The sequence below is a fragment of the Blautia sp. HCP3S3_G3 genome (assembly GCF_052063365.1).
In the GTDB taxonomy this organism is placed as follows: Bacteria; Bacillota; Clostridia; order Lachnospirales; family Lachnospiraceae; genus Blautia_A.
The window spans coordinates 154,592-179,737 of the sequence record NZ_JBQHXR010000003.1; the positions used below are offsets into that span (position 1 = coordinate 154,592).

Annotated in this window: 19 protein-coding genes, 1 pseudogene and 1 riboswitch; of the genes and pseudogenes, 7 read left to right on the forward strand and 13 right to left on the reverse strand. The window is 44.8% G+C overall.

The features are described from left to right. Positions 1–7 precede the first annotated feature (7 nt). Positions 8–1,231 (reverse strand): AI-2E family transporter, encoded by a 1,224-nt coding sequence (locus ACTNEW_RS05935; protein ID WP_441058961.1) that lies wholly within the window; start codon positions 1,229–1,231, stop codon positions 8–10. Between the two features lie 122 nt (positions 1,232–1,353). Beyond that, a riboswitch (purine riboswitch) is annotated at positions 1,354–1,449 on the forward strand. Positions 1,450–1,522: 73 nt separating this feature from the next. Here ACTNEW_RS05935 and ACTNEW_RS05940 point away from each other — a divergent pair. Further along, on the forward strand, positions 1,523–2,803 hold the full coding sequence (locus tag ACTNEW_RS05940; protein WP_441058963.1) for an amidohydrolase family protein: 1,281 nt from the start codon (positions 1,523–1,525) through the stop codon (positions 2,801–2,803). A gap of 43 nt (positions 2,804–2,846) precedes the next feature. Then, positions 2,847–4,223 carry an NCS2 family permease gene (locus ACTNEW_RS05945; protein WP_441058965.1) on the forward strand — a complete coding sequence of 459 codons (1,377 nt, stop codon included), beginning with the start codon at positions 2,847–2,849 and terminating at the stop codon, positions 4,221–4,223. 191 nt (positions 4,224–4,414) lie between these two features. Here ACTNEW_RS05945 and ACTNEW_RS05950 read toward each other — a convergent pair whose 3' ends face one another. From ACTNEW_RS05950 to ACTNEW_RS05965, 4 genes and pseudogenes are all read right to left on the reverse strand, one after another. Next, positions 4,415–5,281 (reverse strand): serine hydrolase domain-containing protein, encoded by an 867-nt coding sequence (locus ACTNEW_RS05950; RefSeq protein ID WP_441058968.1) that lies wholly within the window; start codon positions 5,279–5,281, stop codon positions 4,415–4,417. A gap of 3 nt (positions 5,282–5,284) precedes the next feature. Next, entirely contained in the window at positions 5,285–6,229 is a 945-nt protein-coding gene (locus ACTNEW_RS05955) for a glycosyltransferase family 2 protein (protein ID WP_441058970.1), read from the reverse strand. Positions 6,230–6,239: 10 nt separating this feature from the next. Further along, positions 6,240–7,541, reverse strand: coding sequence for a hypothetical protein (locus ACTNEW_RS05960; protein WP_441058973.1), 1,302 nt, complete (start codon positions 7,539–7,541; stop codon positions 6,240–6,242). Between the two features lie 43 nt (positions 7,542–7,584). After that, a pseudogene (locus ACTNEW_RS05965) lies at positions 7,585–8,872 on the reverse strand (AAA family ATPase). 290 nt (positions 8,873–9,162) lie between these two features. On the opposite strand from ACTNEW_RS05965, the gene ACTNEW_RS05970 reads away from it, so the two are divergent. The 4 genes from ACTNEW_RS05970 (at position 9,163) to ACTNEW_RS05985 (ending at position 14,524) form a co-directional block, all read left to right on the forward strand. Continuing rightward, positions 9,163–10,065 carry a DMT family transporter gene (locus ACTNEW_RS05970; RefSeq protein ID WP_441058976.1) on the forward strand — a complete coding sequence of 301 codons (903 nt, stop codon included), beginning with the start codon at positions 9,163–9,165 and terminating at the stop codon, positions 10,063–10,065. Positions 10,066–10,371: 306 nt separating this feature from the next. Further along, a complete protein-coding gene (locus ACTNEW_RS05975; RefSeq protein ID WP_441058978.1) occupies positions 10,372–10,809 on the forward strand; it encodes a MarR family winged helix-turn-helix transcriptional regulator in 438 nt (145 codons plus the stop codon). Between the two features lie 47 nt (positions 10,810–10,856). After that, on the forward strand, positions 10,857–12,617 hold the full coding sequence (locus ACTNEW_RS05980; protein ID WP_441058980.1) for an ABC transporter ATP-binding protein: 1,761 nt from the start codon (positions 10,857–10,859) through the stop codon (positions 12,615–12,617). Beyond that, positions 12,614–14,524, forward strand: a complete 1,911-nt coding sequence (locus tag ACTNEW_RS05985; RefSeq protein WP_441058983.1) for an ABC transporter ATP-binding protein — start codon at positions 12,614–12,616, stop codon at positions 14,522–14,524. Before ACTNEW_RS05980 ends, ACTNEW_RS05985 begins: the two co-directional genes overlap by 4 nt. A gap of 182 nt (positions 14,525–14,706) precedes the next feature. Here ACTNEW_RS05985 and ACTNEW_RS05990 read toward each other — a convergent pair whose 3' ends face one another. Next, complete coding sequence (locus ACTNEW_RS05990; RefSeq protein ID WP_441058985.1) at positions 14,707–15,585, reverse strand: helix-turn-helix domain-containing protein; 879 nt, start codon at positions 15,583–15,585, stop codon at positions 14,707–14,709. 262 nt (positions 15,586–15,847) lie between these two features. Between ACTNEW_RS05990 and ACTNEW_RS05995 the strand changes: the two genes are divergently transcribed. Then, positions 15,848–17,185, forward strand: coding sequence for an MATE family efflux transporter (locus ACTNEW_RS05995; RefSeq protein ID WP_441058988.1), 1,338 nt, complete (start codon positions 15,848–15,850; stop codon positions 17,183–17,185). 156 nt (positions 17,186–17,341) lie between these two features. Here the strand turns inward: ACTNEW_RS05995 and arfA are convergent, their stop codons facing one another. From arfA to ACTNEW_RS06030, 7 genes are all read right to left on the reverse strand, one after another. Then, positions 17,342–18,859, reverse strand: a complete 1,518-nt coding sequence (gene arfA, locus ACTNEW_RS06000; RefSeq protein ID WP_441058990.1) for an arabinosylfuranosidase ArfA — start codon at positions 18,857–18,859, stop codon at positions 17,342–17,344. Between the two features lie 92 nt (positions 18,860–18,951). Beyond that, positions 18,952–19,701 (reverse strand): hypothetical protein, encoded by a 750-nt coding sequence (locus ACTNEW_RS06005; RefSeq protein ID WP_441058993.1) that lies wholly within the window; start codon positions 19,699–19,701, stop codon positions 18,952–18,954. A 66-nt stretch (positions 19,702–19,767) separates the two neighbouring features. Further along, complete coding sequence (locus tag ACTNEW_RS06010; RefSeq protein ID WP_441058995.1) at positions 19,768–20,088, reverse strand: hypothetical protein; 321 nt, start codon at positions 20,086–20,088, stop codon at positions 19,768–19,770. A 16-nt stretch (positions 20,089–20,104) separates the two neighbouring features. Next, positions 20,105–20,506: a hypothetical protein gene (locus ACTNEW_RS06015; RefSeq protein ID WP_441058998.1), complete on the reverse strand. Its 402-nt coding sequence runs from the start codon at positions 20,504–20,506 to the stop codon at positions 20,105–20,107. A gap of 257 nt (positions 20,507–20,763) precedes the next feature. Continuing rightward, positions 20,764–22,377 (reverse strand): phosphoenolpyruvate--protein phosphotransferase, encoded by a 1,614-nt coding sequence (ptsP, locus tag ACTNEW_RS06020; RefSeq protein ID WP_441059001.1) that lies wholly within the window; start codon positions 22,375–22,377, stop codon positions 20,764–20,766. A gap of 71 nt (positions 22,378–22,448) precedes the next feature. Then, complete coding sequence (locus tag ACTNEW_RS06025) at positions 22,449–22,706, reverse strand: HPr family phosphocarrier protein (protein WP_441059004.1); 258 nt, start codon at positions 22,704–22,706, stop codon at positions 22,449–22,451. A 64-nt stretch (positions 22,707–22,770) separates the two neighbouring features. Beyond that, on the reverse strand, positions 22,771–24,990 hold the full coding sequence (locus ACTNEW_RS06030; RefSeq protein WP_441059007.1) for a glucose PTS transporter subunit IIA: 2,220 nt from the start codon (positions 24,988–24,990) through the stop codon (positions 22,771–22,773). Positions 24,991–25,146: the final 156 nt, after the last annotated feature.

The following is a 25,146-nucleotide window of genomic DNA, read 5'->3' on the forward strand; positions in this document are numbered from 1 at the left end:
CTCTCTGTCAGGAAATATTACGTATTTTTTTCTTTTTCAGCCGTCCATAAACCCACTCACGGAACAGCGTATATACAACAGACACAAGCGGAATAAATACCAGCATACCGGCAATTCCCATAAGACTTCCGCCAACGGTTACCGCAGCCAGCACCCAGATAGATGGCAGTCCTACGGAATTTCCCACTACATGAGGATAGATAAAATTTCCTTCAATCTGCTGCAGTACCAGGAATAAAATCAAAAACGCAAATGCCTGTACCGGATTTACCATCAGGATCAGGAAAAACCCCACTCCACAGCCGATAAATCCGCCAAACACCGGAATCAGTGCTGTAAAGGAAATCAGCACACCCACCAGCAGCGCATACGGAAACCGGAAAATCGTCATGGCCACAAAGAACATGCTTCCCAGAATCACAGCTTCAATACACTGGCCGGCAATAAAGCTTGCAAAAATATGATGCGCCAGAGAGCAGGCATGCAGGCAATAGGCAACTGTTTTTTCCGGAAGAATCGCATACATTGCTTTTTTTATCTGAACAGAAAGTTTTTCTTTCTGAAGCAAAACATAACACGCAAAAATAAACCCGATTCCAAAATTCATAGCAGTATTTACGATTCCCATTGTCACGGAAATTGTCGAAGATAAAAAACCATCCGCTCCGTTTTTGAGCATATCCATCACTGTATTCAGCATTTTCTGAGGCTGAAAATCTATGGAATTTACCCAGCTGATGACAGGGGAATCTTCCCGGAGAATTTCTCCCAGCCACTTCTGAAAAACCGGAATATTGGCCTCAATTCTCCTGCCTACACTGGCAAACGTATTACCCAGTTCCGGTGCTACCACCAGAACAACCACCAGAATCACAACTGCCAGAAAACAGATAGAAATGATGAGACTAACCGGTCTTGCCAGCCTGACGGCCATTTTATTCTGCTTTTCTTTCGCTTTTCCAAATAATCTGCGTTCTATAAAACTCATGGGCACATTCAGTATAAACGCGATTGCTCCTCCCAGAAGAAACGGGTAAAGCATCCCGACAATCTCCCCCAGAAAGGCAAGTACTGTACTCAGATGCTGCAGTCCCAGACACAGCAGCACAGCGAACGCGATCAGTGCCGCGATTCTTTTCATATTTTCACGATTCAGCTCCAAAACAATCCTCCATTTCACAAACCACATAATGTTTTCTACTGTCAATTCTCTGTTTATTATAACAGACATCCGTTCCTGCCGCAAACTCCGCCGGGCAATTTTTATGCATAAATACGCCAGGCAATTTTTCATGCATAAACAATTGACAGATAACATATCCTATTTTATAATTATTTTGTAATAAAATCAATAAAACATATTAGTTTGTAACTTATATAAGTCCATAATCGGTTGGACGTTTCTACCAACTACCGGAATAGTTGTCTATAAGTTTTTTCAGGGACGGCAGACAATAAATCAGGTAGTTTTTCTTTTCCTGTTTTTTGTTCTTCCCTGACTGCTGAAAGGAAGGTGACCTGTATGACTCATAATACTTTTGCGCTAAAAGGCACAATTTGTTTCAGTACCGCTCCGGACACGATTCAATTCCGCGAGGACTCCTGGCTGGTCTGTGAAAACGGCAGATGCGCCGGAATTTTTTCAGAACTTCCGGAGAAATACAGCCGGATTCCCTGCCGGGACACCAATCACTGCATGATCATTCCCGGACTCACAGACCTCCATCTTCATGCGCCCCAGTATACTTACCGCGGCACAGGAATGGATCTGGAACTGCTGGAATGGCTGAATACCTATACATTTCCGGAAGAATCCAAATATCGGGATCTCACTTATGCACAACCGGCCTATTCCATCTTTGTGAATGACCTGAAAAAAAGCGCTACTACCCGCGCTTCCATTTTTGCCACCATTCATGCAGAGGCTACGGAACTCCTGATGGATCTTCTGGAAGCGACAGGACTGAAAACCTGTGTGGGCAAAGTCAACATGGACAGAAACGGCTCTCCGCAGCTTCAGGAAGCAGATGCAAAAGCCTCCGCCTCAGATACGCGCCGATGGCTTCGGAATATTCAGGGGAAATACAAAAATACGAAGCCCATTCTTACCCCGCGTTTTACTCCCTCCTGTACGGACGAACTGATGCAGGAACTCTCCTGTATCCAGCAGGAATATCATCTGCCCGTTCAGTCCCACCTGTCAGAAAATCCAGGGGAAATCGCCTGGGTTCAGGAGCTTTGTCCGAATACACATTTTTACGGAGAAGCCTACGACCAGTTCGGACTTTTCGGAGGAGATGGCTGTCCGACGATTATGGCACATTGTGTTTACAGTTCGGATGAAGAAATCGCGCTGATCAAAAAACGCGGTGTCTACATTGCCCACTGCCCGCAGTCCAACACAAACATTGCCTCAGGGATTGCGCCTGTCCGGCGTTATCTGAACGAAGGACTCCATATAGGACTTGGAAGCGACATTGCCGGCGGCTCTTCCCTTTCTATTCTCAGAGCCATGTCCGATGCGGTTCAGGTTTCCAAACTGCGCTGGAGACTGACAGACAGCACACTCCGCCCTCTGTCACTGGAAGAAGGCTTTTACATGGCGACTCTCGGCGGCGGTTCTTTCTTCGGAAAAGTGGGAAGCTTTGAAGAAGGCTATGAATTTGATGCGGTTATTCTGGATGATCAGAATCTTCCTCATCCTCAGAAGCTTTCCTCCAGAGACCGTCTGGAAAGGCTCATCTATCTGGCAGATGACCGAAATATCACCGGAAAATATGTGGCAGGGCAAAAATTGTTCTGACACTTATAAAACAAAATAAACCAATCAAAAAGGGGGAAGATTTATGAATCTTGAGAAACTGTTTCACTTAAAAGAACATCACACGGATGTCAAAACAGAGGTCATTGCAGGTATCACCACATTTATGACGATGGCGTATATTCTGGCTGTGAATCCCAACATCCTTCAGGCATCCGGCATGGACAGAGGTGCCATATTTACGGCTACTGCTCTGTCTTCCTTTGTTGCCACCTGCCTCATGGCACTGCTCTCCAATTACCCGTTTGTCCTTGCTCCCGGCATGGGGCTGAACGCTTATTTTGCCTACACCGTAGTTCTTGGAATGGGATATTCCTGGCAGCAGGCACTGGCAGCTGTGTTTGCAGAGGGTCTGATCTTTATTCTGCTCTCTCTCACAAACGTGCGCGAAGCGATCTTCAACTCTATTCCGATCAACCTGAAGCATGCCGTATCCGTAGGAATCGGACTGTTTATTGCATTTATCGGACTGCAGAATGCACATATTGTGGTAAATAATGACTCTACACTGGTGAGCGTTTTTTCCTTCAAAGGCTCTGTGGAAGACGGCACTTTCCATACACTGGGAATCACCGTTCTGCTTGCTCTGATCGGTCTTCTGATCACCGCAATTATGCTCGTAAAAAACATCAAAGGCGGTATTTTATGGGGCATTCTGATCACATGGGGACTGGGAATTCTCTGTCAGTTCACCGGACTTTATGTGCCTGATGCAGAGCTTGGTTTTTACAGTCTGCTTCCGGATTTCTCCAACGGACTGTCTGTCCCGAGCATGGCACCGACCTTTATGAAAATGGATTTTTCCATTGTATTTTCACTGGATTTCTTTGTAATCATGTTTGCATTCCTGTTCGTGGACATGTTTGATACGCTGGGCACTCTGATCGGTGTTGCCTCAAAAGCGGACATGCTTGACAAAGACGGTCGGCTTCCGAAAATCCGCGGAGCACTCCTCTCTGACGCTGTCGGAACTACTGCAGGAGCCATGTTTGGTACCTCCACGGTCACTACTTTTGTAGAAAGTGCATCCGGCGTTGCCGAAGGCGGACGGACCGGACTTACTGCCATTGTTGCTGCGATTCTGTTCGGACTTTCCCTGTTCCTGTCCCCGATTTTCCTGGCAATTCCGTCCTTCGCGACTGCACCAGCCCTGATCATCGTAGGATTTTTGATGCTGACCTCCATCACAAAAATCGACTTCAACGATTACACCGAAGCGATTCCATGCTTTATCGCCATTATCGCAATGCCGTTCATGTACAGCATTTCTGAAGGCATTGCCATGGGAGTCATCTCCTATGTAGTGATCAACCTGGTTACCGGTAAGGCAAAAGAAAAGAAAATCAGTGCACTGATGTATGTTCTGGCGGTTATTTTTGTATTGAAATATATTTTCCTGTAAAGTATGAAATAAATTTGATTCGACGTATTTCTGCTTTTGCTGCTTTTCTTTCAAAAGACAAAAACATGATAATAACAGGCTAAACGAAAATTTCTTTTCACGCAGAAATCATCCATTTATAAAAGGGCCTGTGAAAAACGAACGTTTTTCACAGGCCCTTTGTTTTATTTTTCATGTTTTTTACTGCTTTTCTACAGCTGTGTACAGATTTCCTCATAAATAGCAGCCATCAATTCTTCTGTTTTTCTGCACTCTGATACTACTGAAATCACTGCATCATAATCCGGCAGAACAATCGAAAACTGTCCGTATTTCCCGTCTGCCCGGAAAGAATTATATTTCCCGCGCCAGAAAAGATATGCGTAAGGCGCATCCGGAGCATACTGTCTCGTACTCTCTTCGATCCATTCTGCCAAAAGCAGCTGTTTTCCATTCCATGCCCCTTTATTCAGGTAAAAAAGCCCCAGTTTATGCATTTCTGACAATGTCAGAAACAGTCCGCCTGCCCCGAAAGAATTGCCAAGAGGATCCATTTCCCAGGTAGGACGTTTGATTCCCAGATGAGAAAATAGTCTCGGTGTCAGATAAGAAATCAGATCACATCCAGCCCTTCTCTGAACAAGCATTCCTGCCAGATATGGGCCCACATTATTGTACACAAAATGCGTTCCAGGCTCATATTCAAACGGAATGGACAGGGACAGTTTTACCCAGTTATCCTCTTCATAAAGGGGTCTCTGCGCACCCATAAGACTGGCTGATTTCTGTCCAAGATGCATGGTTAAAAGATCTCTGACAGTTGCTTTTTTCAGATTCTCACACGGATTCTCCGGAAGGTCTTCCGCAAAAACATCTGTCAGTTTTTCATCCAGTGAAAGCAGCCCTTCCTGCACAGCAAATCCTACTGCACAGGAGGTAAAACTCTTCGTTACCGAATAGACATTTCTGCGGCATTCGCCTTCGCTGTGCCATTCTCCGATCAGTTCATTATGCTGGGATACCTTGACTCCAAGCACCCCAATTGTGTTCACTTTTTCAACAAATGCCTGTAAATCCATATATTAATCCTCCCTCATCAGCTTTTTATGTTCTCTGGCTGCCCTCTGAAGATTGATCTCAAAGTCCTGCCTGTTTTTCTGCGTAATAGTCTGCAGCGTCAGTCCTGCAAAAAAGGACTGGATTGCAGCAAGCATGGTAAACCCGCAGACAATGAGTGTAGGATAATTCGGAACCAGCCCTGTCTTGATATAAGTATCCACGATCGGCAGAAAAAATATCAGTGATATCAATGCCAGCAGAATCCCAATAGCGCTGAAAAATCTCAGCGGTTTGTAAGTGCGATAAAATCTTTCGATAGTACGAAGGACCTTCAATCCATCCGAACAGGTATTTAATTTGGAACTGCTTCCCGCCGGCCTGTCTTTATAGTTAATCACAACATTCTCCACGTACATATTCTTATCCACTGCATGAATGCTCATCTCTGTTTCCACTTCAAATCCCTTCGACAGAACAGGAAACGTTTTCACAAATTCATAACTGAATGCACGATATCCTGTCATAATATCTTTTATGTTATTCTGAAACAGAACATTGATTGCTTTCCGCACCAGTGCATTTCCAAAGTTATGAAACAATCGTTTATTTTCCGTAAAATAAGTAGAAGACAGACGATCACCTACAACCATATCCGCATGATATTTCAACACTTTATCTGCCATTTCCCTGGACGGTTCTGCCGGATAGGTATCATCCCCATCCACCATAATATAGCACTCTGCATCAACTTCACGGAACATTCTTCGAATCACATTTCCTTTTCCCTGAAGATATTCATACCGGACAATGGCACCTGCATCCCTCGCAATTTCATCTGTCCCGTCTGTCGAATTATTGTCATAAACATAAATGACCGCTTCCGGAAGGACCCTTTTAAAATCCGTCACCACTTTATGAATGGTTTTGCACTCGTTAAAACACGGAATCAAAACCGCTATCTGATCCATTGCATGTACCTCATTTTCTTTTGTCTAAATGGAAAACTTTTTTTCTTATTACCTCAAAAGGCCGTTCAATCATCGGCAAAACTGCACAGGACAGGCCGAAAATCAATACACTCCAGCCACGATGCGTAAACATATGATGAATATAGGTGTGATTTTTCGTTCCAATTCCCCAGACAAACGGATACAGGGAAATTATCAGAAATGCAAGACTGACAGACCAGCATTTCCATCTCCTGGAAGAAAGCACAAGCGTTACCAGGCATAATACAACAAACAACAGCGTACAGGTCCACAGCTTGCTGTCTTTCAGATAAGTGATCAGCATCCCGTACACATCCGAAAGGGTAATCGTCTGCTCTCCTACAACATTTCCGGATCTAATCGTAATGCTCTCCATCGCATTGGTAAAATAGTTCTTTCCGGTTAAAATACTGGACAAAACCCACTTGGAACTCCACATTCCCGCATATCCGATACACCACATCACAGAATAGCCAACTAAGCGTTTCAAAGTCACAATAAAGCGGCTGTCTTCATTCAGCATATAATAAAAAATAAGCGGAAATGCCAGCGCCACCACCGGATACGTCAGGAAATCCATATAACTGGTCACCATTCCCGTAATCATAAAATACAGCCACGCATACTGACGGAATCCTGTTCGTTTCCAACAGGCCAGCAATACAATGACAGCCAGACTGGACACATAAAAGATCGTAGAATTCTGAAGAGAATTCATAATGACTCCCGGATTCAGGAAGCTGACAGCAAGTAAAAACGGTATAAGATATTTCATCTTTCTATTCATATACAGCAAAATGCCAATCAGGCAGATACACCCAAGAATGCCAAACTGGTTCAGCTGCCGTATCTCATTAATATTCAGAAAAAGAAGCAGAGGCTTCAGCACTACCATATATCCATGCCAGTATCTCGCATAGCTTATTTTCTGTGCATCTTTTTCCGGAAGAATCCCGCACACCTTACAGGAAACCTGTTTTGTGGCCTTTTTCTGATATATCCGATAATTATTAATGGCCTTATCAGCAATAGATTCTTCTCCGTCATAAGCAGATGTCAGCAGCATAATACAGTCCGTAAAATTGTCAAGTACCATATAAGGACTGGACGGAATCAATTGCGGATAATCCTTCTCCTGCTCCAGAATGGCTCCGCTCTCCTGCACATGCAGGCTGACACGTCCTGATGGCAGCATATAAACCATACAGATCAGCAAAAATCCTGCCAGCACGCATGTAAGAAAAACTCCTGCGCCAATCAGTAAATTTTGAAATATTTTCTTCTTTTTCATTACCTTATCTCCCTCCGATGGGATCATTTTTCAGCCCCAATTTTCACAAATTTCCACGCTCCTGATCTTTCACATACCGTTCAATCATACATGTATGTTCTCTGGTTTTCAAGTCATAATTCACACCGACCAGCAAAAGATTCCCCTGATATTCTTCCAGGCTTTCGCAATACTCCTTTTCTTTTATCTGTGCAATCGCACCTCTGGCGCTTTTGTTCCATATTTTTTATATACTCCGCCCGGATTTCACCGTTCGGAATAAACACACATCGTTCTTCACAGTCATATCCCAGATATCCCAGGTGAATCAGCAGTGTAAGGACATCATCTTCTGTTCGAAATATAGCCATATCATTCGTAAAACTTTCTGTATTAACCGGCACTTTTTCTCCAGCCATCATGCTGAGTACATCATCCCTCAGCCCATCAAAATTCATATCAATATAAACCTGCAGTGCCTCAAATGTCTCTGTCTGGTTCCAGTAATTTCCGATTTTTCCAAACCTCATGGAACTCACAACAGAACGCGGGCTGTATATAGAAATCCCTTTTTCAAAAGAATAGCCATCATACCAGTTCTTTACTTCTTCCAGATCCATTTCATATTCTTTACACAAAGTATATACTTCCTGCTCTGTGAATCCCACATAAGCAGCAAGAGGACCTGGATCTATCATAGAAAACTCATCAAACATATTTAACGCAGAATGAGTTCCGTATTTTTTTATGGGAAGAATCCCTGTCATATATGCCAGATGAATGTATCCCTTATCCTTCATCAGATTACGCAAAAAATCCAGGTACTTCTCCTGCGCTTTTTTATCTGTTTTATATTCTCTGAAAACGCAGTCCCACTCATCAATGATCAGAATAAAAGGGCACCTTGTATGGCTATAGACATCCTGCATTGTTCTTGCCAGATTCTTATCATCAAAATAGCGAAAATCCGGATATTCCTCTAAGAGATTCCAGAGAACACTTTTCTGAAGCAGCTGAATCATATCCTCTATGCACGCACTCTGACTCAGAAACTCCTGCATGTTCAGAAAAATGGTATCATATTTATTCAGATACTTTTTAAAATCACTGCTCTCGGCAATCGCAAATGCAGAAAACAATTTCTCGGAATCACAACCCCGGCTGTAATATGCCGTCAGCATATATGCTGCCACAGATTTTCCAAAACGACGCGGCCGGCTGACACAAAGATACCCCTGCATCGTATTAATGACTTTATTTGTATAATTCAACAAACCGGTTTTATCAACGTAAATCTCAGAATTTACAATCTTATCAAAAACTTCCTTACCCGGATTCAGATAACTGCCCATTTCTGCACCTCCCGTCAGCATGGTCGAACATTCTATTCTTGATTATAGACCATTTGCATACTGAATACAAATAAAATAACACCAAAGAAACAACCCTCAATTTATTTTCCTCGCCTCAAATATGATCAGGTAGTCTTTGATAAATCTCAAATTCCCACTTTATTAATTCGAAGTTATACAGTATAATAAATACCGTTGTATTTTTCCTTAACAGAATAAAAATACGGCACTATTTACCCTGTGTACCATCTATCGATACACAGAATTTCTAAAACAAGGGGATCAATCACATGAAAACACAACCAGTAAAATTAAAAAATTCCCTGATTCTGCTGCTGACCGCTGCCATCTGGGGCGTGGCATTTGTGGCGCAGAGCGTGGGAATGGATTATGTAGGCGGTTTTACGTTTAATATGGTGCGCTGCATCATCGGAGCCATTGTACTGCTCCCGGTCATCTGGTTTCTCGATAAGGGCAAAAAACCGGTATCCCGGACTCCCGAGGAAAAAACTGCCGGCCGCAAAACCTTACTCATCGGCGGAATCAGCTGCGGAATCTGCCTTTGCCTGGCAAGCAATTTCCAGCAGTTTGGAATTAAATATACTTCCGTAGGAAAAGCCGGTTTCATCACTGCATGTTACATTGTTATTGTTCCTATTCTGGGATTATTTCTGAAAAAGAAATGCAGTCCTTTTATCTGGGCTGCTGTAGTAATGGCACTGGTCGGATTGTATCTGCTGTGCATCAACGACGGATTTTCCATCGGCAAAGGAGACATCCTCGTCATGATCTGTGCAGTACTTTTCTCCTTCCACATTCTGGTCATTGATTATTTTTCACCCAAAACAGACGGTGTAAAACTTTCCTGCCTTCAGTTCCTGACTGCCGGAATCCTTTCCGGAATTCCGGCGCTTCTTCTGGAGCATCCGCAGATTTCCTCTATCTGCGCAGCATGGCAGCCTATCCTCTACGCAGGTGTGATGTCCTGCGGCGTCGCTTACACACTGCAGATCATTGGACAGAAGGATATGAATCCGACGGTCGCCTCCCTGATTCTCAGTCTGGAATCCTGCATCTCCGTCCTTGCCGGATGGATCATTCTGGGGCAGCGTCTCAGCACAAAGGAAATCCTTGGCTGTGTGATCATGTTCGGTGCCATCATCCTGGCTCAGCTTCCGCAGAAAGAGAAATAAAAAATGTATCCAGCACATCGAAAAATCGACAATGCAAATGTATCCGTTATTTCATTTACGATGTACTGGTACATCATATAACCCGAAAAGTCCTGACCTGCAGGGAAACACATTTCCCCGAACTCAGGACTTTTCTTCTTTCTTCCATGCATTCCAATATCATCTCCAAACATTTTAGCCCATTCATTACTGTCCAACATCAACCCCACATATCAATATTGACAATCTGACATTTCATATCTATAATATTGTTCGTGTACTAACAGTTCGTTCACGAACTTTTTCATTTTCAGAAAAGAGGTATGTATGGAAAACAGGCAAATCATCGGATATGAAATCCACATTCTGGATAACATGATCGGCCGCCGGATCTCCGCACTTTGCGAAAGAGACGGACTTACCCAGATGCAGAGCTGGGTCATCGGCTACCTTTATGATCATTCTGATAAGAACATATTTCAAAAAGATCTGGAAGCACGATTCCACATTGCACGTTCCACTGCAACCGGAATTATACAGCTTATGGAAAAACGGGGTTTTCTCACCCGCGAATCTGTCCCCAGTGATGCCCGTCTGAAACGCCTTGTCCTGACGGAAAAAGGAATCAGCTTTCAGCTCAGCATCATCCGGAATCTGAATCAGATAGAACAGCTTCTGAAAGGTCAGATTTCCCAGAAGGATCTGGATTTCTTTTTTGAGATCATTCATCAGATGAAACAAAATCTCCAGAACGAAACACTGTAAAAACGACTGTTCATCCTCTGCAAAAAATTCATGAAAGGAGCATCCCTATGCTGAAAACACTACTGGGACAGGTCAAAGAATTCAAAAAAGATTCCCTCCTGACCCCTCTGTTCATGATTCTCGAAGTATTATTGGAAACAATGATTCCTCTGATCATGGCATCCATCATTGACAATGGTGTGGAAACCGGTGATATCGGCCACATCTGCCGCATGGGCGCGGTCATGGCAGTACTTGCTCTTCTCGGACTTCTCACCGGAGTCCTTGGCGGCAAATACGGCGCCCGCGCATCCACTGGTTTTGCCCGCAACCTGCGCAAAGCCATGTTTGAAAACATTCAGACATTTTCTTTTTCCAATATCGACAAATACAGCACTGCAGGTCTCATCACACGTCTGACCACGGATGTCACCAATCTGCAGAATGCCTACCAGATGATCCTGCGCATGTGCACCCGTGCTCCGGCCAGCCTCATCTGTGCCATGACCATGGCATTTCTGGTCAATGCGAAGCTTGCCAGCATCTATCTGATCGCGGTTCTTTTCCTTGGTGCGATTCTGATTTACATCATGACACATGCCACCAAATATTTTCAGGCAGTATTCCGCAAATATGACGACCTGAACGCCAGTGTACAGGAAAACATCGCCGGAATCCGTGTGGTAAAGGCTTATGTCCGCGAAGATTACGAGACAACCAAATTTCAGTCGGCCTGCAACAAAGTCTATGAAATGTTTGTAAAAGCCGAAAAACTCGTCGTCCTCAACATGCCCGTCATGCAGTTCACTGTCTATGCATGTATCCTCGGCATCAGCTGGCTTGGGGCAAAAATGATTGTCGGCAGTTCTCTTACCACAGGTGAACTTATGAGTCTTCTCACCTACTGCATGAATATTCTCATGAGCCTGATGATGCTTTCCATGGTCTTCGTCATGATCACCATGAGTATGGCCAGTGCAGAACGAATCACAGAAGTCCTCAACGACAGACCGGATCTGGCAGACCCGGAAACCCCGATTACAGAAGTCCCTGACGGAAGCATCACCTTCGAGCATGTGGATTTCAGCTATAAAAAAGACAGCAAAGAGCCTGTCCTGAAAGACATCAATCTTTCCATCCGCTCCGGTGAGACCATTGGAATCATTGGCGGCACCGGCAGTGCCAAATCAAGTCTGGTAAACCTGATCAGCCGTCTCTATGATGTCACCTCAGGTTCGGTAAAAGTCGGCGGTATTGATGTCCGCGAATACCATATGGAATCCCTGCGAAATCAGGTTTCTGTCGTACTTCAGAAAAATGTCCTGTTTTCCGGTACGATCCTTGACAACCTCCGCTGGGGCAATAAAAATGCAACAGAAGAAGAATGCCGACATGCCTGCGAGCTTGCCTGTGCAGACGAGTTCATCCAGCGTATGCCGGACAAATACAATACCTTTATCGAGCAGGGCGGAACCAACGTTTCCGGCGGTCAGAAGCAGCGTCTCTGTATCGCCCGTGCCCTTCTTAAAAAACCAAAGATCCTGATTCTTGATGATTCCACCAGCGCAGTGGATACCGCAACAGATGCACGCATCCGCCGTGCTTTTGCCGAAGAAATCCCGGATACCACCAAGCTGATCATCGCACAGCGTATTTCCAGTATCAGAAATGCCGACCGGATCATTGTCATGGAAAACGGCCGCGTAGCAGCTTTCGGAACGCACAAAGAGCTTCTGGAAAACGAACCGATCTATCAGGAAGTATACAACTCCCAGACCAAAGGCGGAGGAGATTTTGACCAGAACGTTACAGGAGGTGATCAGTTATGAGCAGACCGGCAAATGCAGGAATGAAACACGGTCCCGGAAGAGGACGCGGTCCCGCACCCAAAATTGAAAATCCGGGGAAACTGCTGAAGAGACTTTTGCAGTATGTTTCCCGGAAGTATAAATTCCATATCCTGATCGTCATCGTGTGCATTTTTATCAGCGTACTCGCCAATGTTCAGGGAACCATGTTTACCAAAACGCTGATTGACCAGTATATCCTTCCTCTTCTGAAGAGCAGTACGCCGGATTTCCATCCTCTGACACTGGCGATCGGCAAAGTTGCCTGTTTTTATGCCATCGGTGTCCTTGCAACTTATACCTATAACCGCATCATGATCTACGTCAGTCAGGGAAGTCTCCGGGATCTTCGAAATGAAATGTTCGCAACCATGGAAACGCTTCCGATCAAATATTTTGATACTCATGCACATGGCGATATTATGTCTATTTACACCAACGACATTGACACTCTCCGCCAGATGATCAGCCAGAGTATCCCTCAGCTGTTCTCCAGTGTGATTACCATCATCAGCGTTCTGGTGAGCATGATTATCCTGAACATTCCTCTGACCGTTCTGACTCTGGTCATGGTAGGATTTATGCTTACCGTCAGCCGGAAAATCGTGGCGCTGAGCGGCAAATATTTCCTGGCGCAGCAGAAAAATCTTGGAGCTATCAACGGATACATCGAGGAAATGATGGAAGGACAGAAAGTAGTCAAGGTCTTCTGTCATGAAGAAGAAAGCATTGAGAAATTCAACGAACTGAACGATACATTATTTGAAAGCGCCGACAATGCCAACAAATTCGCCAATATACTGATGCCTACTGTGGCACAGCTTGGAAATGTCAGTTATGTGCTTTGCGCCATCTTTGGAGGAATCCTGGCAATCAATGGTTTCGGCGGCTTCACCCTTGGCGGTCTTGCCAGCTTCCTGACCTTTAATAAAAGCTTCAACCAGCCGATCAACCAAGTCAGTCAGCAGCTAAACAGTATTGTTATGGCCCTGGCAGGTGCAAGGCGTATTTTTGATCTCCTTGACGAAAAACCGGAAGAAGACAATGGCTACGTTACACTGGTAAACGTTACAGAAAAAGGCGGAAAACTGACAGAATCGGAAAAGAGGACCGGCCGCTGGGCATGGAAACATTTCCACAAAGCAACAAATACCACCGATTATATTGAACTGAAAGGTGACATGGTTCTGGATGGAGTAGATTTCGGTTATAATCCGGGCAAAATCGTACTTCATGATGTGAAAATGTTTGCAAAACCCGGACAGAAAATTGCCTTTGTCGGATCAACCGGTGCAGGTAAAACTACCATCACCAATCTTCTGAACCGTTTTTATGACATTCAGGACGGCAAGATCCGTTACGACGGCATCAACATCAACAAAATCAAAAAAGCCGACCTCCGCCGCTCCATGGGTATTGTCCTGCAGGATACCAACCTGTTCACCGCGACTGTCATGGAAAACATCCGGTACGGAAAACTGGATGCCACAGATGAAGAAGTCATCGCCGCAGCAAAACTTGCCAACGCAGACGGATTTATCAGGCGTCTTCCGGATGGCTACAATACGATGCTGAAAAACAACGGAGCCAACTTAAGTCAGGGACAGCGTCAGCTTCTCTCCATTGCTCGGGCAGCCGTTGCAGATCCGCCTGTGCTGATTCTGGACGAGGCAACCAGTTCCATCGATACCCGTACCGAAAAGCTGGTGCAGAACGGTATGGACAAACTCATGCAGGGCAGGACTACCTTCGTCATCGCCCACCGCCTCTCCACCGTCCGCAACAGCGACTGTATCATGGTCCTGGAGCAGGGCCGGATCATCGAGCGCGGCTCCCACGAAGAACTGCTGGCGGAAAAAGGGAAGTATTATCAGCTGTATAATGGATAATTATCAGCAGTATCCATAATGATAATAAACCATTAAAACTACTGACAAAAGAAGCTGCAGCATTACAGAATTTATGAATCTGAAAATGCTGCAGCTTCTTTTTCCATGCCAATGACTGATCAGTACAGACAGATCATGACCTTTGAACATGGGCTCAGACCATGATATATGGCAAAATGACTTTACTGCTGCGGAAGTCTCGCTTTATAATACAGCGGAGAAATTCCGTAATACTTTTTAAATAGTTTACTGAAATGATAGGCATCTTCGTATCCTACCGCTGCCGCTACGGACTGAATGGAAATATCCGGCGCTCCGTCCAGTATTTCTCTGGCCTTTTTCATGCGCAGACTGATCAGATAATTGATCGGCGTATCCCCTGTCTCGCTTTTGAACAGTCTGGAAATGTAGTAGGAACTGAGATACATATTTGCGGCAATGCGGTCAAGAGAAATTTTCTCCTGATAGTGTGATTCCATATATTCCATAATTCTCTGTACGATATATTTTTTATTAATGGAGTGGAATTCATATCCCATGCCATGTTCCTTCTTCTGCACGATTTCATCTTCCTGCTTCTGAAAACGCTCCAGAAGGCAGATCACCTGAATGAGATAAGCTTTCAGCATAAAATATCTCCCAAGTTCACAGGAATTTGCCTCCTGATCAATCGCCATACACAGATGGTGCATTTCTTTCGTAAGACCATCCGGCAGCTTCGTAATGATCTGATAATCATGAAACAGCGGCATAAATCCTTTGGGACAATTTTTAAATTCCACATCCGTAAATCCCAGATAACATTCCAGAGGCTGCTCACCGGCTTCCCGGTCCGGGCAGCTGTAATGAACGGTTCCCGGATTCAGAAGGATCACATTTCCTTCTTCCACCGGATATTCTCTTTCATTTATGCGGAATCTGCCTTTTCCCTTAAGGATCATAACAAGTTCAATCGAATCATGGGTGTGGGCAGTATTGGGCTCTGTTCTGGTAAGCAGATAAGAATACAAAAATCTCGGATTTAAATCCGTATAAGTCATATCAAAAGAATTCTCGCACATACATTTTCTCCTGAATCATATTCTGGTTCACCAATTTATCAGCATCGATTTCCTGCATTTCTCTGCAGACTGTCTGATATAGGGTTCTATTTCCAAGTATACATGATTTGACATCTGAATAACAAGAAATTACATTTCTTTTTTTCATAAATTTGATAATATGGAGTGACAATCCGAACGAATCTGCATAAATATTTGCAGGACTTCTTTCACGAATTGTGTATGATAATCCATTTGATTACAAGAGGGGGACATAACAATTATGACAAAAGACATGACATCAGGCAATCCGGCTAAATTAATTCTCTTTTTCGCACTTCCGCTGATTGCGGGAAATATTTTTCAGCAGTTTTACAGCATGGCGGACACTGTGATCGTTGGACGCACGATTGGCGTAAACGCTCTGGCCGCAGTAGGCTGTACAGGAAGTCTTACCTTTTTTATTATGGGATTTATTATAGGCTTTACCACCGGTCTTTCCATCATTACCGCTCAGCGCTTCGGTGCCCGGGATGAAGAAGGTGTTAAAAAGAGTTTTGCAGCAGGAATTCTTCTTTCTGCTGCTGTTGCAGTAATTTTGACCGTAATCGCGTTTTTTATTGCACGTCCTGCTCTGGAGCTTCTCAACACTCCTGCGGAAATCATTGACGATGCGGAATCGTATTTGAAAGTAGTTTTTCTTGGACTTTCCGCAACCGTACTTTTTAATCTGGTTTCCAATATGATGCGCGCTCTTGGTGACAGCCGGATTCCGCTGTATTTCCTTGTGCTGGCATGCTGTATCAATATCGTACTGGATTTCGTGCTGATCCTGATTTTCCGCATGGGAGTAGCCGGAGCCGGTGTGGCTACCGTATTTTCACAGCTTCTTTCCGGTATCTGCTGCTGCATATTTATCCGAAAAAAAATGCCGGCACTCTGGGTTTCCGAAAAGCATTTTCGCCTGAGTTCCCATGAAATTATACAGCATTTGAAGGTGGCACTTCCCATGGCTTTCCAGATGTCTATCATTGCCATAGGTGCTCTGATTCTCCAGGCTGCACTTAACGGGCTGGGAGCAGTTGCTGTTGCTGCCTATACCGCTGCTCAGAAGATTGACACCATTGCCACAATGCCCATCAATTCCATGGGATCCGCTATGGCAACTTATTCCGCACAGAACTATGGAGCAGGCAAAATCAGCCGTATCCGCAAAGGAGTTTTCCAGTGTATCCTTATGTCCGTTTCCTTCAGTATTATTATGGGCGCTGTAAACATCCTTGCGGGAAGCCAGCTTGCCGCTGTCTTCGTAGGCAAAGGAGAAACAGAAGTACTGAGACTTGCCAAAACATATCTTTCCATCTCCGGGATAAATTACTGGATCCTGGCACTGCTGTTTATTTACCGCTTTACTCTGCAGGGACTCGGAAACAGCCTGGTTCCCACCATTGCCGGCACCATGGAGCTGATTATGCGAGCCGTAGCTGCCCTGTTTCTTGCACAGCACTTTGGCTTTGCAGGCGCATGTACCGCAAACCCGCTGGCATGGCTGGGGGCATGTGTGCCTCTGTGCATCGCTTACTATCTGTACATCCGGAAGCTGGAAAGGCGAATGCCATAATTTTCCATTTATCCAATCTGCAAATAATGATACAAACTATACAAAATCCCACAATCAGTTCTGATGGTTCACTGATTGTGGGATTTATTGTTATATACTGTATAGACAAGACCAGACTCACAGCTGCTATCCGGAATTTCTCCAGACATTTGATTCTTATCTGCGTACAAGTCGTATCACATTCCAGGATGCCTTGTGCAGCATGCTGGTAAGGATACCTCCATCCATCGTAGTTCTGTCCACAGAAACAGGTGCAACCTTCTGTTTTTCTGCGCTGTTCTCTGCTTTCAGGTCGTCATTCTCCAGTACAATATGTTCTGCAAGCTGATATCCCTCAAAGCTTCTGATATCAGTGGTCAGAACCACATCTTCCTCCAGATTTCTGTTGACTGCAAAAATCGTGACTTCCCCTTTTTCCTCATTATGTACAGCAATGGCTTCCACATCCGTGACCTCCCCGTGGTCTTTGGTTGCATGGACCGGAGAGTCAATAACAGGAAGAAGCGCAGTACCCCGTCCGTATTTGGATGCATGCATAAACGGATAGAAAATTGTCTGTTTCCAGGAAGGTCCGCCGTTCCTGTCTGTCATAATCGGAGCAATGACATTGACAAGCTGGGCAAGGCAGGCTACCTTCACTCTGTCAGAATTGCGCAGAAGCACGATCAGCATCAGGCCCACCAGGAGTGCGTCCTCAAAATTATAGATATCCTCCAGAATCGGCGGTGCCACTTCCCATGGATGGTTCTCTCTGTAATCATCCTCAGTGGCATTGGAATGATACCAGACATTCCACTCATCAAAGCTGAGGTACATGTTCTTTCTGCTGCGTTTCTTCGCTTTTACATAATCACAGGTTGCGATCACAGTATGGATAAAATCATCCATATCGTTTGATTTCGCCAGAAAATCACCTGTATTTCCGGAACGGTTACCATAATAAGTATGAAGGGAAAGATAATCTACATAATCATACGTATGGGTAAGTACCCTGTTCTCCCACTGCGGGAATGTCGGCATTTCCTGATTGGAGCTTCCGCATACGACAAACTCTATGGAAGGATCAATCAGCTTCATGGCTTTGGCGGTTTCTTCTGCAAGACGGCCATATTCATCCATGGTCTTATGGCCGATCTGCCATGGACCGTCCATCTCATTTCCAAGGCACCAGGTCTTGAATCCATAAGGTTCCTTCTGTCCGTGAGAAATCCGCAGGTCACTGTATTTCGTTCCACCCGGATGATTACAGTATTCAAGAAGATTGCATGCATCGGAAATTCCTCTGGTTCCAAGATTCAGAGCCATCATCACATCTGATCCGGCAGCTTTGGCCCATTTGCTGAATTCATGAAGACCTACTTCATTTTTCTCAAGGCTGCGCCATGCAAGTTCCAGCCTGTGCGGACGCTGCTCTACCGGGCCCACACTGTCCTCCCAGTAGAAGTTTGAGACAAAGTTGCCTCCCGGGTAGCGTACCATGGGCACATTCAGTTCCTTTACAAGTTCAATGACATCCTTTCGGAAGCCATCTTCATTAGACAGCGGATGTCCCGGCTGATAGATTCCGTCATAGACCGCTCTTCCCAGATGCTCGATGAATGAACTGTAAATCCTATCGTCCACCTTCGAAATCTGAAATGATTTGTCAATCATCATTTTTGCACTTTTTGCCATGTTTTCTTTCCTCCTGAAATTATATTTATCATCTCCTGTCAAACACAGGAGTTTTTCTTATTTACCATCTCCTGTCACGCGCAGGATGTTTTTTATTTATCATCTCCTGTCAATCGCAGGATATCTTTCATTTCTTCCACATCCATATCCAGAATGATCGCCAGCTCATTCACGCTGAATTTTGCTTTTCCGTCCTCTTCATCTTCAGACAGCTCCCGGATAGCGTTATCCAGCTTCTCCACCCGCGCCACAAGCGAATCATCGTGCAGCTTCTGTTCTGTCTGTTCTTCAATGACTTTTCCGATTCCCCGGATCATCTCCCTGCGCAGCCAGCCGTCGTTTTTAAGTACCGGTTCCGGCTGAATCAATGCATCCAGAAGACAGAGATTCGCTTCCTGAATCAGATCCGCCAGCAATATTTCCTCACAGTTCATCTGCACGGCAAGCTCTGCCGCAACAGGAAGATAACGCCCCGCAAGCGCAGCTTTTGCGTCCTCTTTACCATCAGCAAGTGCCTGGAAAAGCTCCTCCAGACTCTCCTCAGATTGTGCAATTGAAGAAAAGCCCTCCCGGTATTCTTTCAGGTACGCTTTTTCCTCGGGTGTCAGAGGAATCGCCTTTCTCTCCGGTTCTTTCTCTTCGCCTTCTGTGTCCGGAATCCCGGCACCTTCTATGGTGATTCCCTGCACTTTCAGATACTGTATGATTTTTAAAAGCTGTCCCTGATCAAGCTCCATTCCGCTAAAAAATTCCCGCACCTGCTGTGCAGTCACCGTTTTATTCTGACTCTCTGCCATCCGGCAGAGCTCCCCTAATTTCTTCTGAAACTCCTGAACGTCCATTGGTTTTCTCCTTCTCATAAAACAGATAATACTATTCTGATTGTTTACTTCAATACCTGTTTTTTATTATAATTCATTGCTTTCTTCTTCTGACAGAAAGAAATTATACAGCTTCGTTTCAAATATGCGATTTGCCACAATTACTGTATTGTTCTTTTCTTTCAGAAAACCGAACATGATTCCAAGACTGATCATCTGACTGTCGGCTTCAAACGTATATCTTGCTCCCTGAAACAGGATATTTTCCAGCATTTTCTTTAATTTCGGATACTCCCGCAGCTGCTTGATCATATCATCAAACAACGCATTTGGTTCCTTCTGCAGTATACGAATCGCTTCCAGGAATCCCTCTGCTGTCCACGCAGATTTTTTATCAGGATAAATCATACTCCCTGCCACACGTTCATCGATCAATTGGCAGATTCGGGATACCAGATAGGGATATCCTGCTGTATATTCGTAAATACTCTGACTCAGCTGCAGGATCCTGTAGTGTCCTCAGTGGGAAGCGCTCTGAAACCGGTTTGTTCCATTCCTTAAGAATCTCCGGCGAAATCCCCTGTACCTCCAGCGAGTCACTGATGTCCATCATCAGCCCTTCGACAAGGTTTTGCGCAGATTTAAAGTATTCATCTGCGCATTCAAAACTCAGACTTAAAACAATATATTTATACTTCAGGTTCTGTTCCAGTAAATACAGTGTTGTTGTTTTTCCATATTGTCTGGCACGATTTATCGTAAAATAGCAGCCCTGGTCAATGTAGTCCTGAATTATGTTATCTATCTTTTTTCCTGTATCAACCATGTAGTGCCTGTCCTGAATGCAATTTCCGGTCACGTGAAATTTTTTTCATTTACCCACCTCCTGGAAACTGTTATATGTTTATTCTATCACGAACGTGTCATGAGATTCAACTACTTCAATCAATAACTCATACAAAAATCCCTCTTAAGCAGATGATAGTTTTATACTCATCTGCTTAAGAGGGACCTTGTGTGATCCTGAAGGCTTTCAGACACCTTTTTCGTTTTTATTCCGTTTTTATTCTGTTTTATTCCGATTTATTCGGCTTCTCTTACCGCTTTGCGCACCGGAAGGATACATCCCGGGGAAACGGACAGTTCGTCGATTCCCATCTTCAGAAATGTCTTCGTAAGCGTGGTATCCGCACCCAGTTCTCCGCAGATTCCTGCCCATATTCCGGCTTTGTGCGCATTCTTTATGACCGTCTCGATCAGGCGCAGTACTGCCGGATGATGTGCATCATAAAAATCATCCAGTTTTGCATTCTGGCGGTCAATTGCCAGTGTATACTGTGTAAGGTCGTTCGTACCGATGCTGAAAAAGTCCACCAGTTTTGCCAGCTCATCACTCATCACAGCTGCTGCCGGTGTTTCAATCATAATCCCTTCTTCCACATCCCCGATCTGCACACCTTCGGCTGCCAGTTCTGAGCGGACCTCCTTTGAGATTTCCTTAATACTGCGGACTTCATCCACAGAAATGATCATCGGATACATAATGGCAAGATTGCCGTATGCACTCGCGCGGAACAATGCACGAAGCTGTGTCCGGAATACTTCCGGCCTTGTGAGACATATTCGGATCGCGCGGTATCCAAGAGCCGGATTCTCTTCTTTATCAAGGCCGAAATAATTCGCCTGTTTATCCGCTCCGATATCCAGCGTACGAATAATGACCTTTTTCCCGCCCATTGTCTCAACAACCTTCTTATATGCCTGGAACTGCTCCTCTTCTGTGGGATATGTTTCCGATTCCAGATAGAGGAATTCGCTTCGGAAAAGACCGATTCCTCCCGCATCATTCTCCATAACCGTCATCAGATCATTCGGATTGCCGATATTGGCATAAAGATTGATCTTCTGTCCGGATTTCGTAATATTTTCTTTTCCTTTCAGGGTCTGAAGCAGTTTTTTCTGTTCATCATCGGCTGATTTTTTCTTAAAATACTCTTCGAGCACAGGCATCGTGGGTTCTACAATGCAAATCCCTTCATAACCGTCCACGATACCGATTTTCCCGTCCCAGGAAGGATCGATTTCCACTCCTGCCAGCGCAGGGATTCCCATGGTTCTGGCCAGTATGGCAGTATGCGAGTTGGAAGAACCAAGCCTTGTGACAAAAGCCAGCAGCTTGTCTTTGTCCATCTGGACAGTCTCGCTGGGAGCAAGATCCTCTGCTGCGATAATTACCGGTTCCTCCCCGATATCCGTGCTTTCGCTGTTGCCGCACAGGATGGAAAGTACCCTCTCCGTAATGTCTCTGATATCCGCGGAACGTGCTTTGAAGTATTCATCTTCCATGTTCGCGAACATTTCCGCAAAATTATCACCGGTAGCGGCAAGTGCATATTCCGCATTCACCTTCTGTACAGAAATAATATTCAATACAGACTCGTTGAAATCATCATCATCCAGCATCATAATATGCACATTGAAAATTTCCGCATTAGCTTCCCCTACCTCAACCAGAGCCTTTTCGTACAGCTGCTCCAGCTGTTTCACTGCTTCGTCTTTGGCAGCTTCGTATCTGGCGATCTCCGCATCCGTATCTTCGACCTTCACTCTGGAAACCTGGTTTTCTTTTTTTGAATAAAATTTGATTTTCCCGATCGCGATACCATTGAAAATCTTTTTTCCTGCCTTCTTATCCACAGGTATTCCTCCAATTATTATAGATTGCTGCAGCTGTTCAGGGTTTGTACAAATGTCTTTCCTCTGAACAATTACAGATTATTTTTAAAGAACTCTTCAATCTTTGCTGCTACTGCTTCTTCGTCTCCGCCTTCTACGGATACCGTTACAGTATCACCCTGTTTTACGCCAAGGCCCATTAATGCCATCAGTTTTTTTGCTTCCGCACTCTTTCCATCTTTTGTCACGTTAATAACAGAGTCGTATTTTTTTACTTCTTTCACAAGAAGTCCTGCCGGTCTTGCGTGGATACCCACTTCGTCTGTAATTGTGTACTCAAATGATTTCATGATTGTTTCCTCCTGATATTTTACTATTTTTTGCCATTATTTTCTATAATAAATAGTTTTTAACTTAATGTACAGAAAGTACATCCTGACCGGCTTTGATTTCTCCATCAGCAATGGCTTCCACCGCTTGATAATCATCTGTATTGCAGACGATCATCGGTGTTATGCAGGGATATCCCTCAGTCTTGATTGCATCCATATCAAAGCTTACCAGCAGGTCACCCTTTTTCACCCGCTGTTCAGGACTGATATGAGTTTCAAAGTGTTTCCCGCCAAGCTTCACTGTATCAATGCCAATATGAAGAAGCAGTTCTGTTCCGTCATCTGTCGTCATGCCAACGGCATGTTTCGTGTCAAACACTGTCTCGATCACACCATCTGCCGGAGCAAACAGCTTTCCTTCTGACGGTTCTATCGCCACTCCATCCCCAAGTGCGCCGGAAGCAAATGCCTCATCCTGCACTTCACCGAGCGGAACAACCATGCCATTCATATGTGCGCCGAGAACGGAACTCTTCATGTCTTCACCCGCTGCCGGAGCATCTGAATTTGTCCGGGTTTCTGCTGCCGGAGCTTCTGTTTCCGGACCTTCTGTTTCCGGAGCCTCTTCCGCATCCATAAAGGACGCTTCCGGAATCGTCCCGGAACGAACCTGATCCACAAATTCTTCAAAATTGGACTTTACAATTGTCACGGAAGGTCCGTAAATCACCTGAATACCTGCGCCTTTGACCACAACACCGGACGCACCTGTCGATTTCAAAATCGCCTGGTTCACCTTCTTGCTGTCCACCAGTGTCAGACGAAGTCTCGTAGCACAGCAGTCAATATCAACCAGATTTGCAGTTCCGCCGACACCTTTCAGAATCGCTGCAGACTTCTCATCAAATTTAGTATCTGATGTTTTTCCTCCTGCTATACCCACTCCGGTTGCTTTTCTGTATTCGTCTTTGGAAACAAGATGTGCGGTTTCGCCTTCCGCTTCACGTCCCGGAGTTTTCAGATCCCATTTCACGATAAAGAACCGGAAAATAATGAAATAAAGTACAAAATAAACCAGCAGAACCGGAATCAGCATCATCCAGTTGGATTTTGCCTGGCCGGGAAGGACTCCATACAGGATCAGGTCGATCAGACCATCTGAAAAAGTCGTTCCCACACAGATTCCAAGTATATGACATGTCATAAAAGCCAGACCGGCCAGTACCACATGTACACCGAAAAGAGCAGGAGCCAGGAACAGGAATGTAAATTCTATCGGTTCCGTAATACCTGTCAGGAAAGAAGTCAGTCCTACAGAAAACAGCAGAGATCCAACTTCTTTTTTCTTCTCCGGTTTTGCTGTTGCATACATGGCAAGAGCTGCGCCCGGAAGACCGCCCATCATGAACGGATATTTTCCTGTCAGGAAACGACACGCATCAATGGAAAATTTTATTGTATTCGGTGATGCCAGTTCAGCAAAGAAAATATTCTGTGCTCCCATTACAGTCGCCCCGTCAATCAGTACAGTACCACCCACACCGGTATGCCAGAACGGCAGATAAAAAATATGGTGAAGGCCAAACGGAATCAGCGCTCTCTCAATACACCCATATACAAATGTTCCGAAGTATCCCGAAGCCTGAACAAGCGCCCCCAGTGCAAAGATTCCATTCTGAATAACCGGCCATACCACATACAGGAACGCACCTGTCAGAATCGCGCATGCCATACTTGCGATCGGAACAAAACGTGTCCCTGCAAAAAACGACAGTGCCGTCGGAAGCTGGATCTTATAAAAACGGTTGCAGAGCATTGCTGCCGCCAAACCGGCAATAATACCGCCGAACACTCCCATCTGAAGGGTCTGGATACCCAGCATGGATGTAATTGCCCCTTCTTTCACAGTTTCTGAAACAACACCATCCACAATGGATCTGTCCAAAACCAGAAGAGAATTGATCGTCACAAGCATAACAATGTAAAAAATACCTGCGGACATGACTGCAACACCCTTTTCCTTTTTTGCCATACCCATGGCAACCGCAAGGGCAAAAATTAATGCAAGATTTCCAAAAATCGCATTTCCCGCATTCGCAAGCATCAGCATAAATCCATACAATGCAGTTCCCTGATGCAGGATACCTGACAGCCCATAGGTAGCGATCGTAGTTTCATTTGTAAAGGAGCTTCCGATTCCGAGCAGAATTCCCGCAAAGGGAAGCACCGCGATCGGAAGAAACAGAGATTTGCCGATCTGCTGGGCAGCAGCAAAAATCTGTCCGCTGTTCTTCTCTTTCATGATTGACTCCTTTCCCATTAACGATTCATTTCTCTTTTCATCAATGGCACAGAGAATATTGTAATTGATTTCCTTTTTTCAAACACGCCCTGGTAACATATTATTTGCTGTACCACCAGAGTCTATACTTTCCGTCAAAATACTTTCCGTAATACT

Bases quoted from the DNA above. Each gene is read 5' to 3' on its own strand.
- ACTNEW_RS05935 (WP_441058961.1), bottom strand. From the start codon at position 1,231: ATGTCTGTTATAATAAACAGAGAATTGACAGTAGAAAACATTATGTGG.
- ACTNEW_RS05940 (WP_441058963.1), top strand. From the start codon at position 1,523: ATGACTCATAATACTTTTGCGCTAAAAGGCACAATTTGTTTCAGTACC.
- ACTNEW_RS05945 (WP_441058965.1), top strand. From the start codon at position 2,847: ATGAATCTTGAGAAACTGTTTCACTTAAAAGAACATCACACGGATGTC.
- ACTNEW_RS05950 (WP_441058968.1), bottom strand. From the start codon at position 5,281: ATGGATTTACAGGCATTTGTTGAAAAAGTGAACACAATTGGGGTGCTT.
- ACTNEW_RS05955 (WP_441058970.1), bottom strand. From the start codon at position 6,229: ATGGATCAGATAGCGGTTTTGATTCCGTGTTTTAACGAGTGCAAAACC.
- ACTNEW_RS05960 (WP_441058973.1), bottom strand. From the start codon at position 7,541: ATGAAAAAGAAGAAAATATTTCAAAATTTACTGATTGGCGCAGGAGTT.
- ACTNEW_RS05970 (WP_441058976.1), top strand. From the start codon at position 9,163: ATGAAAACACAACCAGTAAAATTAAAAAATTCCCTGATTCTGCTGCTG.
- ACTNEW_RS05975 (WP_441058978.1), top strand. From the start codon at position 10,372: ATGGAAAACAGGCAAATCATCGGATATGAAATCCACATTCTGGATAAC.
- ACTNEW_RS05980 (WP_441058980.1), top strand. From the start codon at position 10,857: ATGCTGAAAACACTACTGGGACAGGTCAAAGAATTCAAAAAAGATTCC.
- ACTNEW_RS05985 (WP_441058983.1), top strand. From the start codon at position 12,614: ATGAGCAGACCGGCAAATGCAGGAATGAAACACGGTCCCGGAAGAGGA.
- ACTNEW_RS05990 (WP_441058985.1), bottom strand. From the start codon at position 15,585: ATGTGCGAGAATTCTTTTGATATGACTTATACGGATTTAAATCCGAGA.
- ACTNEW_RS05995 (WP_441058988.1), top strand. From the start codon at position 15,848: ATGACAAAAGACATGACATCAGGCAATCCGGCTAAATTAATTCTCTTT.
- arfA (WP_441058990.1), bottom strand. From the start codon at position 18,859: ATGGCAAAAAGTGCAAAAATGATGATTGACAAATCATTTCAGATTTCG.
- ACTNEW_RS06005 (WP_441058993.1), bottom strand. From the start codon at position 19,701: ATGGACGTTCAGGAGTTTCAGAAGAAATTAGGGGAGCTCTGCCGGATG.
- ACTNEW_RS06010 (WP_441058995.1), bottom strand. From the start codon at position 20,088: ATGATTTATCCTGATAAAAAATCTGCGTGGACAGCAGAGGGATTCCTG.
- ACTNEW_RS06015 (WP_441058998.1), bottom strand. From the start codon at position 20,506: ATGGTTGATACAGGAAAAAAGATAGATAACATAATTCAGGACTACATT.
- ACTNEW_RS06025 (WP_441059004.1), bottom strand. From the start codon at position 22,706: ATGAAATCATTTGAGTACACAATTACAGACGAAGTGGGTATCCACGCA.
- ACTNEW_RS06030 (WP_441059007.1), bottom strand. From the start codon at position 24,990: ATGAAAGAGAAGAACAGCGGACAGATTTTTGCTGCTGCCCAGCAGATC.